Annotated in this window: 14 protein-coding genes and 1 pseudogene; 13 read left to right on the top strand and 2 right to left on the bottom strand. The window is 50.0% G+C overall.

Going from position 1 to position 12,810, the window contains the following annotated elements; all coding sequences use genetic code 11:
• Window positions 1–525 precede the first annotated feature (525 nt).
• From A3220_RS15815 to A3220_RS15795, 5 genes are all read left to right on the top strand, one after another.
• Complete coding sequence (locus tag A3220_RS15815) at window positions 526–1,254, top strand: TorF family putative porin (RefSeq protein WP_035566949.1); 729 nt, start codon at window positions 526–528, stop codon at window positions 1,252–1,254.
• Between the two features lie 410 nt (window positions 1,255–1,664).
• Window positions 1,665–1,952, top strand: coding sequence for a hypothetical protein (locus tag A3220_RS15810; protein WP_016915086.1), 288 nt, complete (start codon window positions 1,665–1,667; stop codon window positions 1,950–1,952).
• On the top strand, window positions 1,949–2,293 hold the full coding sequence (gene tnpB / locus A3220_RS15805) for an IS66 family insertion sequence element accessory protein TnpB (protein WP_044630870.1): 345 nt from the start codon (window positions 1,949–1,951) through the stop codon (window positions 2,291–2,293). The genes A3220_RS15810 and tnpB overlap by 4 nt, the downstream gene beginning before the upstream one ends.
• Before the next feature lie 28 nt (window positions 2,294–2,321).
• A complete protein-coding gene (locus tag A3220_RS15800; RefSeq protein WP_174524473.1) occupies window positions 2,322–3,983 on the top strand; it encodes an IS66 family transposase in 1,662 nt (553 codons plus the stop codon).
• The gene (locus A3220_RS15795; protein WP_062375866.1) at window positions 3,973–4,242 is read left to right on the top strand and encodes a hypothetical protein; all 270 of its coding nucleotides are present in this window, start codon (window positions 3,973–3,975) and stop codon (window positions 4,240–4,242) included. Before A3220_RS15800 ends, A3220_RS15795 begins: the two co-directional genes overlap by 11 nt.
• 25 nt (window positions 4,243–4,267) lie before the next feature.
• Here the strand turns inward: A3220_RS15795 and A3220_RS17100 are convergent.
• Both A3220_RS17100 and A3220_RS18360 read right to left on the bottom strand, forming a co-directional pair.
• Window positions 4,268–4,663, bottom strand: a pseudogene (locus A3220_RS17100) (hypothetical protein); the annotation flags it as partial.
• Window positions 4,664–4,679: 16 nt separating this feature from the next.
• A complete protein-coding gene (locus tag A3220_RS18360; protein ID WP_354702747.1) occupies window positions 4,680–4,973 on the bottom strand; it encodes a LacI family DNA-binding transcriptional regulator in 294 nt (97 codons plus the stop codon).
• A gap of 151 nt (window positions 4,974–5,124) precedes the next feature.
• Between A3220_RS18360 and A3220_RS15790 the strand changes: the two genes are divergently transcribed.
• From A3220_RS15790 to A3220_RS15760, 8 genes are all read left to right on the top strand, one after another.
• Window positions 5,125–6,297, top strand: a complete 1,173-nt coding sequence (locus tag A3220_RS15790) for an ABC transporter ATP-binding protein (RefSeq protein ID WP_062375863.1) — start codon at window positions 5,125–5,127, stop codon at window positions 6,295–6,297.
• Entirely contained in the window at window positions 6,284–7,192 is a 909-nt protein-coding gene (locus A3220_RS15785) for a sugar ABC transporter permease (protein ID WP_062375860.1), read from the top strand. The genes A3220_RS15790 and A3220_RS15785 overlap by 14 nt, the downstream gene beginning before the upstream one ends.
• A 30-nt stretch (window positions 7,193–7,222) precedes the next feature.
• On the top strand, window positions 7,223–8,068 hold the full coding sequence (locus A3220_RS15780; protein WP_062375857.1) for a carbohydrate ABC transporter permease: 846 nt from the start codon (window positions 7,223–7,225) through the stop codon (window positions 8,066–8,068).
• A 50-nt stretch (window positions 8,069–8,118) separates the two neighbouring features.
• On the top strand, window positions 8,119–9,378 hold the full coding sequence (locus A3220_RS15775) for an ABC transporter substrate-binding protein (protein WP_062375853.1): 1,260 nt from the start codon (window positions 8,119–8,121) through the stop codon (window positions 9,376–9,378).
• Window positions 9,379–9,432: 54 nt separating this feature from the next.
• Window positions 9,433–10,092 carry a phosphodiesterase gene (locus A3220_RS15770; protein ID WP_062375850.1) on the top strand — a complete coding sequence of 220 codons (660 nt, stop codon included), beginning with the start codon at window positions 9,433–9,435 and terminating at the stop codon, window positions 10,090–10,092.
• A complete protein-coding gene (locus A3220_RS17340; protein ID WP_128082447.1) occupies window positions 10,055–10,315 on the top strand; it encodes a hypothetical protein in 261 nt (86 codons plus the stop codon). The genes A3220_RS15770 and A3220_RS17340 overlap by 38 nt, the downstream gene beginning before the upstream one ends.
• Window positions 10,316–10,318: 3 nt before the next feature.
• Complete coding sequence (locus A3220_RS15765; protein ID WP_062375847.1) at window positions 10,319–10,975, top strand: HAD family hydrolase; 657 nt, start codon at window positions 10,319–10,321, stop codon at window positions 10,973–10,975.
• Between the two features lie 380 nt (window positions 10,976–11,355).
• The coding region (locus tag A3220_RS15760; protein ID WP_062375843.1) for an IS1380 family transposase at window positions 11,356–12,810 on the top strand (1,455 nt) is incomplete at its 3' end.

Raw genomic sequence — 12,810 nt, 5'->3', positions numbered from 1 at the left:
GACTTCGGGCAGGATATCGGGCGCATGACGGTGCTCAAGACGCTGCGGAGCCGACTGCGTTATCCACGAGGAACGCCATGCTGACCGTCAATCGGCGACACTCTATCCACAAGCAGTTCCAAGCGACACGCGATCGCCAGATATGTCGTGCCTGGCGGGTGGAAAGGCATGACAAAACGGGCCGTCAGCACCGATCAGCACGGTGGGTTTTGGCAATAACGGGCTTGCGAAAGCCAACTTGCACGGGGCGAATGATCAAAAAGTGCTCGCTGGCGGTGATAGGGAAAGTGTCGGCGCCGGCTTCACGGATTCAGGAGAATGGTTACAGAGAATGCATCAAAACAGGGCGCTGGTCCGGGCCGGTGACAGGTTCTGGGGCGCTAGGTGTTGCGGTCGTTTTTCGGGGGCAAGCTCAGAATGCGCCGATTTGTCTCTATAATTATGATAAACAAGAATAAATAAGATGTGGCAGGAATTTTGCTAAATCATATTTGGAGCAATGAAACCCAACCGAAGGTATCCATTATGAAGAAGCAGTTTTTCACCAAATCAGGTTTTATCAGTATCACTTTGCTTGCAGCACTTCAGGCTGCGCCCGCCATTGTTAGCGCTGACGTCAGCTCAAATGTGAGCGCCAGCAGCAACTATCTGTTCCGGGGCGTCACCCAGACAGACGGGGCTGCGGCTGTCCAGGGAGGGTTGGATTATGAGCATGCGTCGGGCTTCTACGCCGGTGGTTGGGGTTCCAATGTCGATTTTGGTGACGGCACCAGCTATGAGCTTGATCTTTATGCCGGATTCTCCGGCTCTGTGGAAGAACTGGGTTATGACGTTGGGTACATTTATTATGCGTATCCTGACGCGCCGGGCTCCATCGACTTCGGCGAACTGTACGGCGAGATCAGTTATGGCATTGCGGCCATCGGCCTGGCCTACACGATCAACAGCGACACCAGTGGTGATGGGGTGTTCGTGCAGGGGGATGCCTATTACTACGCCTCTGTTGGGGTGCCTCTGGAGGACAGCTACAGTGCCGGTGTGACGCTTGGCTATTACGACTTCGCTGATGACGGCAAGGCTTCTGTCGGCGAGGCAAGTTATTCACACGTCGCCGCCAACGTTACAAAGGATGCGGGAAACTTCGGTTCTTTCAGTGTTAACGTGGAGTACGCGGACATTGAGTCAACCGACGCGCTTGGCTCTGTCAACTCGGATGATCCGAAGTTCTGGCTGGGTTGGAGCAGGAGTTTCTGATCGGCCAAGTGATCACAAGCAATTCAGATCCAGAATAAAAAGCCGGCCCAAATGACGGGCCGGTTTTTATTTATCATGCAAGAACCCACCATCGTGCGCCTGCCTTGACGCCCGGTGACTCGACATCCTCGCCCTTACCTCTGCCCCCCCTGCCGCCAAAGCTCATTTCTTATCCGGTGCCTGAATTTCAAACTGTATTAAAGGTTTGTCTGTAAGGTCGTTCCAGATTCCCACGCAAAAATGCTGACTCACTGACCTCAGTCAAACAGCCAGGATGATACTGAATGAACAAACGATTGTTGTTGTGCGCGATGATAGTTCCGGGGTAAGCGTTCATTCCACGACGTTCTGCCACCCTGCTGAAAATCGCCCTACAGTAACCTCACACTTTCCAACACGAGGTTACCCCCATGAGAAAGCACCGCACACCCGAACAGTGGCAGGCTCTGGTCAATCAGCAGCGTGACAGTGGTCTGTCAGCTTCGAAGTTCTGCAAACAAGAGAACATCGGCTACGCCAGTTTCTGTAACTGGCGCAAGCGCCTGTCCGATCAGGCGGCCGGTGACTCAGCGGATTCCGGCGAAGCCGGTTTTCTGGACCTGTCCTCTCTGATGGGTGCGGCGCAGTCCGGCCCAGGCTGGAACATTGTGCTGAGCCTGGGCAACGGCGTCGAACTGCGGCTGAGCCAGAACGGATGATCGGGCTCGATAGCCAGGCGCGCATCTGGCTGTGCACCGAGCCCACCGACATGCGCAAATCGTTCCGGGGCCTGAGCGCCCTGGTTCGGAATCAATTGAAGCACGACCCCCTCAGCGGTCAGTATTTTGTCTTCGTCAATCGCCGTAAGACCCAGATGAAGATGCTCTACTTTACCGCCACCGGTTACTGTCTGTGGGCCAAGCGCCTGGAGCAGGGCCAGTTCCGGGTGCCGTTATCCGCCTCCGGTCAGCGAACCCTGACCCTGACGGATTTGCAGCTGCTGATTGACGGCATTGAGGTGCAGAAATACCGCCAGTTCAAGCGTTTTCGAGGGGTATAGAAGACAGAGTTCCGGTATAATATCGGCCATGAATTCAACGGCTTCAGCTTCTTCTCCCGGTACACTTTCCTCCTCGGCTCTGGCCGAGGAGAATGCACTGTTGCGGGAGCAGTTGGAGGCCCAGGCGGAATCCATTCGGCAGTTGAAACACCAGTTAGACTGGTTCAAGAAGCAGCTGTTCGGCCCCAAATCCGAGAAGCAGGTGGTCGATCTGCCCGGGCAGGACAGCTTGTTCCAGCCAGAGGAGGCACCGCGACCGGAACAGCCTGCCGATGAAGAAAAACGCACTATTAAGGCTTACCAGCGCGGCACCGGCAAGAAGCAGCGGGACGACGATTGTCTGAACGACACTGGCCTGCGCTTTACTGCCGGGGTGCCGGTGGAAGTCATTGAACACCTGCCACCGGAGCTGACCGGTCCGGACGCCGACCAGTACGACATCATTGGCACTAAAACGACTTATCGCCTGGCCCAGCGCGCCTCCAGCTATGTGGTGCTCAAATGCGAACGCCCGGTGTTCCGTCGTAAGGGCACTGACTCAAAACCTGTGACGACGCCAGCCCCGTTCAACGTGCTGGACAACAGCCTGGCCGATGTCAGCCTGCTGGCCGGGTTGCTGGTGGACAAGTTCCAGTTCCACCTGCCGCTGTATCGCCAGCACCAGCGCATTCAACAAGCGGGTATTACCCTCAGCCGCAGCACCCTGACGAACCTGGTGAAGCGGGCCATCGACCTGCTTCGGCCCATTGTGGACGCCCAGACCGACAACGTGCTGCGCAGCCGGGTGCTGGCCATGGACGAAACACCCATCAAAGCGGGCCACCAGGGCCGGGCAGGCCCGCAGAAAGGCAAGATGAAAACAGGCTGGTTCTGGCCCCTATACGGTGATGACGACGAAGTGGTGTTTACCTACTCGAACAGTCGGGGCCGACTGCACATCGAGCAGGTTCTGAACGACCAATTCAGTGGCACTCTGATCAGCGATGGTTATGCCGCATATGCCCGCTATGCCGCGGCCCAGAAAGGTATTACTCATGCTCAATGCTGGGTGCATAGTCGCCGTTGCTTCGTTGAGGCCCAAAAGGATCATCCTGAGAAGGCCACCGAAGCCCTGCAACAGATCGCGAAGCTGTACCAGATTGAAGATACCATTAAGGAAAAGGAGCTCACCGGCGAGAAGAAGCGCCAATACCGGCTGGACCATGCGAAGCCGGTCGTCAGCGGCTTCTTCCAATGGTGCCGGGATCAGTTGGGGCAAGGCGGCCTGTTACCCAGTGAACCGTTAACCAAAGCCCTGAATTACGTGCTCGGCCGGGAAACGAGCCTGACGGTGTTCCTGGAAGATCCGGACGTACAACCCGATACCAACCACCTGGAACGGGCGCTACGCCCCATTCCAATGGGCAAGAAAAACTGGATGTTCTGCTGGACCGAACTGGGCGCGGAACACCTGGGCATCATCCAGAGCCTGATCAGCACCTGCAAGCTGCACGATATTAACCCCTACACTTACCTGGTGGACGTGCTGCAACGCGTCAGTCAGCATCCCGCCAGTGAAGTGGCGAACCTGACTCCGCGGCGCTGGAAAATCCGGTTCGCCGAGAATCCGCTACGGGCTCTGATCGATCCCCGTCATCCGGACCGACAAGCCACGCAACTCACACCGGTGGAGGTCGTCCATGCGCATTGAGGACATGAGCATCGACGAGTTGCTGGAACTGAACCAGTACATCTGCCAGCGCATTGATGAACTGCAAGAACAGGAAACCCTGCAAGCCTTGAGTCGGTTGCGGGTTGGTCTGAAAGTGACCTTCGAAGGCCGAGAAGGACCGGTGTTGGGGATCGTCACCAAGATCAACCGCAAGAGTGTGATCGTGCTGGGCGAGGAAGGCAGGAAACAGTACAAGGTCTCGCCGGAGTTACTTAGGCCTCTGCGTGACGTGAAGTAGGTCAACTACGTCGTAGGATGAACGCTTACGTTGGAGGTGAGTCCTCGTTCAATAGACGATCCAAAGCAATGGCCGTACCTTCCAAGGAAAGAGGTAATTCGCATTCGTACTGGTGGTCACTTAGTCCAGCCTTTTGCATTGCTTCTCTATACCCTAATGCACGCAGTTCGTATCGGTGTGCCTTTTGGTAATCCCCAGCAAATAATGCTATCCGGTGATGCCCTAAGCAGATCAACTTGTTGACAATTTCACGCATGGCGGCACGATTTTCTGCGGCAACATAAGGATGGCTGTTGTGCTCGTGCTCATTAAAAAGAAAAACAAAAGGTAGTTGATGTTGCTGTAGCCATTCTAAATGTTCATCCAAATATGAGGATGACAAATTAAGTAATAGGCCATCTACACCTCGAGATACCAATGTCTCTAGGGCATGTCGCTCATTTTTTTAAGTCATAGTCTGTCGTCATGATCATGGAAGCGTATCCGCAGGTTCGACACGCTCTTTGCAGACTGTCTACAGCCCACGAGTAGCTTTGTGGCACAAGGCTCGGTATCACAACCCCCAGAATTCTGGAGCGATTTTCCTTCAGCGTTTTACCGACAAGACTGGGAATGTAGCCCAGCCGATCAATAGTCTCGCGAATTCGTTCAGCAGTTTCTTCGCTTACGGTAGCCGAGCTATTCAAGTAACGCGATACGGTCGCAGTTGATACGTTTGCTGCCTTAGCCACTCCCGTTATTGTGATCCGGTTGCCCAATGCCTTAATCCTTGTTTTGTTAACAATATCTTCATACTACTGTCATCATAATGGACAAAAATGACAATACAGTTATCCAATTACTTAATCAGTAACCTTAATTGTTAGGGTGATCGGAGGTATAGTGGCTTCTATCGAGCTTATAAATTTGCACAAACGCTACGGTGAGCAATCAGTGCTCAATGGGATAAACCTTAAGATTCAAGATGGTGAATTTGTAAGCCTAGTGGGGGAGTCTGGAAGTGGTAAATCCACGTTATTAAGGACTATCGCAGGCCTTGAAACTCATTCTAGCGGTGAAATTTTGATAGATGGAGAATCGGCAGGCCACTTATTGCCGCGTGAACGCAAGTTGGCTATGGTATTTCAATCATACGCTCTCTACCCGCACCTGAGTGTTTTTGACAATATTGCTATGCCTCTTCGTATGCAATGTAAACGTTTACATCGCACGCCAATCATCAGTTCATTGCTGCCATCTTCTCGTCGGGTTAAGGCTAATATTGAAGAACGCGTGAAAATAATTGCAGAGAGCCTGCACATACTTCCTATACTACATCGTCGCCCTGGTCAGCTGTCAGGCGGCCAACGACAGCGCGTAGCGTTGGGGCGCGCTATGGTGAGAAATCCGAAAGCTTTTTTGATGGATGAACCTCTATCGAATTTGGATGCAACGTTACGTGTGCATATGCGTCGCGAACTAGTTCAGATGCATCGCGAAATGGGCAGCACATTTGTCTATGTAACGCACGATCAGGCCGAGGCAATGACGATGTCCGATCGTGTCGCTGTTTTAATTGATGGAGAACTCGCTCAGATAGATACTCCGGACACACTTTACCGGGTTCCAAGTGATCTGCGGGTTGCAAAGTTCATTGGCACGCCGAAGATTAATGTTTTCGATGCAACCGTGCAAAAGGGTGGGGTTATTGCATTTAACAAAGTAAAGCTAGATCGAGAGTTAGTTACACGCATCGACCATACACAAGGGGCAAAGATTTCTCTCGCTATTCGCCCAGAAGATGCGTCTATAGATGCGTCAGGAGAAGGGCATCTTAAGGGTAAAGTGCAGCATATCGAAAACCTGGGCTCTGAAGCGCTGGTGCATCTTCAATGTGGTCAATCACAAGAACTCATTGTCCGTTGCTCTCCCTGTTTAGCCCATAGCTTAAGTAGTGAGGCATGCTATTCAGTGCGATTTAATGAGCAGCAGCTACATATATTCGACAACAATGGAAAGAGGCTTGCTCAACAACAGAACCAGGTAAATGAGGGCCGCGCATATGAATTTTCATAGACGCATATCTATTGCAAGATATCGATATGGTGAGCAGCTGTGGGGAATTGGGTTAAGTGCTCCAGCTTTTATTCTAATGATCTTGTTAATGCTAGGACCTATTGCACTAACTATGTTGCTGTCACTTACCGATTGGCAACTTGGTATGGGAAACTTCTCCTGGATTGGATTAAAAAACTACGAATCTGCGGTAAATGATCCTATTTTCTGGAAATCGTTGTTTAATACTAGTGTTTATGTTGCTGTTGTTATGACTGGATCTATCGGCCTAGGGTTGCTTCTAGCATTGATGATTAACCAACTGAGTTTTGGAAAAGGATTTTATCGAACTTTATTCTTTTTGCCTGTCATGGCCTCTCTAGTTGCGATGACTATTGTTTGGGAGTTCTTACTCCACCCAGAATTTGGGCTAATCAACCAACTTCTGACAGCTCTTGGTGGTACGCCAAATAACTGGTTAAGGGATGAGGATTGGGCTCTTGCTGCACTGTGTGTCATCGGCATTTGGCATCAAGCAGGCTTCAATATGGTGTTGTTCATAGCAGGGCTGACCGCTATACCTAAATTCCTCTATGAAGCTGCAGATATTGATGGTGTGCCTCCAGGCTTTAGCCGCTTTCGACACATTACCTGGCCACTACTGGGGCCAGTAACGCTTTTTATCGTTGTAATGACAGCAATAAAAGCGTTTCAAGTTTTTGATACTGTCCAAATACTGACTCAAGGGGGGCCTAGTTATAGTAGCGAAGTATTACTGCTAACTATTTATAAAGAGGGTTTCGAATATTTTCGCACGGGTTACGCCGCAGCTCTAACAGTGGTGTTTCTCACTTTAGTTATTCTAGTGACAGTGGTTAAATCCCTGTTTCTGGAGAAAAAGGTTAAATATACATAGTTTTTATAAATTTATAAGGAAAGTTCTGATATGGGTCGACTCCAGCCTACGCTGAAAAGATGGTATCCTGAACTGTTGCGTCATGCATTTTTAATAATGCTGGCGGCGGTAATGGTGATGCCCTTTATATGGATGGTGCTAACCTCCTTTAAGCCAGCTAATGAAATTTTTAGTAATGAGATAAATTGGCTGCCTGGGCATTGGGCATTGATAGAAAACTATACAAGGGCTCTGACTAACACCTCTCTTATACGTTACATGGGTAATGGACTGTTAGTCGTGGTTGCTATTCTTATTCTTCAGTTTTTGGTTTCTATTCCTGCTGCTTATGCCCTTGCTAAACTCAGTTTTCCTGGTCGTTTTGCTATGTTTATATGTGTTCTAGCATGCTTGATGATTCCTGCTCAAGCAGTTGCTATTCCTTGGTATTTGCAACTTCACTATGTTGGTATTTTAGATAGTTACTGGGCGTTGATATTGCCATTTACATTGTCAGTCTTCGGTATCTTTCTTCTTAGGCAGTTCTTTATTGGTATACCAGATGATCTGATTGATGCGGCTAGAATGGATGGTATGAATGAGTTCCGAATTATTTGGAGTGTAGTTGTTCCCAATTCTATCCCTGCACTTATTTCCTTTGGCATATTTTCAGTGATTGCTCACTGGAACGATTATTTTTGGCCACTTATCGTGCTTAATGATCAAGATTATTATACACCTACCCTAGGTGTAGTTGACTTTAGAAACGCAGAGTCGGGGTCTGATTATGGTGCCCTTATGGCAGCGGCGACTATTGTTGTACTACCTTTGCTAGTTGCTTTTTTACTAGCGCAGCGTCGCTTCATCGAAGGCATATCGACAGCTGGAATGAAGTGATACTTGTCTAATGGCTTGTAACAAGCTTTTTTATCAATAAGGTAATTGAAATGAAAAGATTCGCTGTTTTTGTTTTAAGTGGCTTGTGCCTAACGAATGCCTCTCATGCTAGTGAAAAAACTGATCTTGTAGTTCAGTATGCATATGGTGCTATCTTCGATTCGGCCATGACACGGTTAAAAAATGAATTTGAAGCCTCTCACCCTGAGATTCGGATTCAATATCGTGCACCTTACGAAAGCTATGAAGATGCCAGCCAGAAAGTTATGAGGGAGGCCATTATCAACCGCCTTCCTGATATAACGATGCAGGGCATCAACCAAGTTCGGCCACTAGTAGAGCGGAACATTGCTGTTGATATTACACCTTTTATTGAACAGGAAGATAATTTAGATGAGGAAGGCTATTACCCCGCAATGCTAGACCTAGGTCGATTTGATAATGGCTTATATGGTCTGCCTTTCGCTATTTCTCTACCGGCGGTTTATTACAATGTAGACTTAATGGAAAAAGCGGGCTGGGAGGGGGGGGAGCTTCCTCAGACTTGGGATAAAGTGCTTGAACTTGCTGAACGAATAAATTACCTGCCAGAGTCTAGACAAGGTATTTATTACGATTGGGATATTTCTGGAAATTGGCTACTTCAGGCACCAATACTTAGCCAAGGTGGTCAGATGGCTAGTGAGGATGAGCAGCAGGTCAGTTTTAATGATAGTAGTGGTGAGTTTGCCTTAAACCTATTATCCCGAATGGTGTTAGATGGTGGTATGACCAATATGGGGTGGGATGCTGCAAATGCATCTTTCGTTGTCGGTAATACAGGGATAGTAGTGACAACTATTGGAAGATTGGAAAGTATTAGCAACCAAGTCGGTGATCTATTCACCCTTCGTACGGGGCCCTTTCCTGATGTTAAACCTAGTGGTGGTTTACCTGCAGGAGGCACCACCCTGGTTATGTTGACTAAAGATGCCGAAAGGCAGCAGGCCGCTTGGGAGTTCATCAAATTTGCAACGGGCTCAAACGGCGCGACCATTGTCGTCGAGGAGACTGGATATGTACCCCCGAACATGCATGCCAATACACATGACCTTCAAGAATTTTATGCTATGCATTCAAATCGGTCAGTGATGATCGGTCAACTTCCTCTGATGCTTCCCATGTATTCCTTTCCAGGGGGGAATGCCCTCAGGATCACTGATGTCATCAAGAGCCATTTAGAAAGCATTGTCACCGGCTCACGAGTTCATGAGCCTAGAGCAGTATTAGAAGACATGGCTCACGAAGTTCAGCTTTTGATGCCTCAATAAATTGAAGACTTACTGCGGCGCTGGTGCTACCAGCGCTCGCTAATTGGTGGAAAAATGAAAATCATCCATTTGACAGACCTTCATCTTGTCGCGCCTACACGAAAGTTATTCGCGCTAGACCCGCTGGAGCATTTTAAAGCTGCAATTGCAAGCATAAACCTTAACCATTTTGATGCGGAGCTTGTTTTAATTAGTGGGGATTTAGTGGATCAGGGTGAGACAGAAGCTTACATTGCATTAAAAGAAGCATTGAAGAGTCTTAAAATTCCTTATGCGTTGGGTATGGGGAATCACGATAATCGAGCACATCTGCAATCCGTGTTTCCAGAGCTACCCCAAGATGATAATGGTTTTGTACAGTACGCGATCAAAACATCAGGTGGCACTTTCATCATGCTGGATACAGCTAAAGAAGGGAGTCATGCTGGTGAGTTATGCACTAAACGACTAGCATGGCTTTCGCATACTCTAGAGAAGCATAGTGATCAAGATATTTTTATCGTACTTCATCACCCAACTGTAGAAACTGGTATTCGGTTTATGGATTCTATTAAGCTACAGGATGTGGAAGCATTCGCAAACATTGTTAAAAAGCATAACAATATTCGACACCTTTTTTTTTGGCCACGTACACCGGCCAATCACTGGAAATTGGCAAGGTATTTCATTTTCATTAATGCCCTCATTAAACCATCAAGCAGCTCTGAACCTTGAGATAGATGCTAAACGTTTACTTGGCAGCCATGAGCCACCTGCTTATGGTGTTGTGATTATAGAAGAGCAGAGTCTAGTAGTGCATTTTAATTATTTTATGCAAGAAACTAGAAAGTATTTTGTGCATGGGAATTCAGCTTCAGCGCAATCTTTTGCCCAGCTTGATCATGAGATAGAGCTTCAGCAGCGGGATGATCTTCAACAAACAATGAAAGACTATTAAGGGATGGAAATGCAAAAAATACTTTATGTTTTTGATTTTGATGGTGTTATAGCTGATAGCTTAGATGTTTGCCTTTCTACAGTTAAATTGATAGCAAGAGAGTTTAACCTAAATGCTGATGTGATCAGTGACGATATATGGGAAGTTATAAATAATGTAACATTTGATTCCCTAGGGCGTTACTTAGGACTTGATGAAATCGAATCCCTGCGATTTGCTGACAAAGTCTTACAACGGATGATTGAAAACAGGGCAGCCAATCTTTTTAATGGCATGCCTGCTCTATTGAGCGAGCTTGCTTTGACAGGAGTCGTTTGCATTCTTTCGGCCAGTCATAGGATAGCTATTGAGCGGTCTTTAAATGAGGTAAATATTCATCACGTAATCAGTGATATCTTTGGTGGAGAAACTCGAGGAAGTAAAGCAGAAAAACTTAAGATTCTTCAAGTTCGGTATGGTGTTGAACCTTGTGCCTGCTGGATGATTGGCGACGCTGCTAGCGATATTGCTGCTGCTCGCGATGCGGGGTGTAACTCTATAGCTGTCGGTTGGGGCTGGCAATCCAGAGAGCGCTTAAAGTTTGCCTCTCCAGATGCATTTGTGGATAGTGTTCCTGCTCTACATGATTTTCTGACGGCGGTTGTAAGCTCTAATATCTGAGTTCATACACAGAAAGAGCACCATAATTCTGATTCTTAGTCAGGCCTGTGCCTAAATTGGTTTCTCAAGGATCAGCATTTGTATGCCTTTTGCCGACTCACCTTCTGTGTATTTATACCAAGGCAGATCTCGGAAGCCTATATTACATTACTGCTTGGAATGCTGACATGTTTGCCGGACTAGGACTTAAACAACAGGACATGTGTGGCGCTTAAGATTCTTATGGCACCATTGTCATTTGCATGTCCGTCCACTGCCCTGAAAATAGCGTATAGCGCTTCTCAGATACCTGAATCCGTGAGACCGGCCCCCGGAAGCACTTCTAACCCACTGACCTGCATGGCAATATAGCCATTATCGCCATTCACCCAGACAGTGCCATGCCCAACATAAAGTTCCGCGCCAGTCGCCGCACCCTCACCAGCCATTCCGGGCTGTCGATCATCGGGCAGTGCATCGAGATCGCCGGCGTCGACAGCATCGACGGCCGCTTCCCCACCACGCTGGGTATGCGCACCAGCGACGTGGTCAAGAGCTACCTGGGTCTGCTGTGTCTAGGCATGAGCGACTATGATGCCATCGAAAACTTCCGCCGCGACAAACCCTTCCAGCAGCTGCTGACCCTGCAGAAGGTGCCGAGCGCGGCGACGCTGCGACAGCGGCTGGAGAAACTTGCCGCCAACGACCTGCAGGCGCGCACCGCCACCTGGTCCACGACCCTGCTGTCACTGATCGAAGCACCGATCACCGCCGAGACGACGCACGTCTGCCTGGACATCGACACCTTCGTCATGGACAACAGCAACTCGAAGAAGGAAGGCGTCTCGCGGACCTACCAGAAGGTCGATGGCTACACCCCGATCGCCGCCTATCTGGGCAACGAAGGGTGGTGTCTGGGCCTGGAGCTGCGTCCCGGTAAGCAGCACACCATGAAGGGGAGCAACGCCTTTCTGGAGCGGGTGCTGCCCCGCGCCCAAGGCCTGACCGAGCACCCGATTCTGCTGCGTGAAGACAGTGGCTTCGACAGCCAGGCGCACCTGGCGCTTCTCGAACGACAGCGGCAGGCCTTTGCCGACGAGGGCCGCCGGCTGGACTACCTGGTCAAATGGAACCCGCGTGGCTCGGCCACGGCCGATCGAGATACCTGGCTGGCGGTGGCGGCGGACTATTGGCAAGAGCTGCGCCCTGGCAAACGCCAGGCGCTGTGGACGCAGACCGTCTCGATCCACGACGACAACAAGACCGAATACGTCGTCCAACGCGTGATGCGCCTGGTCGAGCGCACCGCCGATCGCGATGGCCAGTTGCTGCTCGAACCGGACTATGAGTTGGAAGGCTGGTGGACCAGCCTGGACGAGGCGCCGGAGGCGGTGATCAAGCGCTACCAGGCGCATGCCACCCATGAGCAGTTTCACAGCGAGATCAAGACCGATCTGATCCTGCATCTCGCCCAGTTGGCCTACAACATCCTGCGCCTGATGGGACAGCTGAGCCCGGTTCGCCACCCGGCCAAGCGGCGCCGGCTGCGCACCGTGCTACAAGAGTTGGTGCACCGTGCGGCAGATCATCCTCGACTTCGGGCAGGATATCGGGCGCATGACGGTGCTCAAGACGCTGCGGAGCCGACTGCGTTATCCACGAGGAACGCCATGCTGACCGTCAATCGGCGACACTCTATCCACAAGCAGTTCCAAGCGACACGCGATCGCCAGATATGTCGTGCCTGGCGGGTGGAAAGGCATGACAAAACGGGCCGTCAGCACCGATCAGCACGGTGGGTTTTGGCAATAACGGGCTTGCGAAAGCCAACTTGCACGGGGCGAATGATCAAAAAG

The organism is Halomonas sp. KX33721, assembly GCF_001596805.1.
Taxonomy (GTDB): Bacteria; Pseudomonadota; Gammaproteobacteria; order Pseudomonadales; family Halomonadaceae; genus Vreelandella; species Vreelandella aquamarina.
This window is presented reverse-complemented; position numbering and strand designations above follow the sequence as displayed.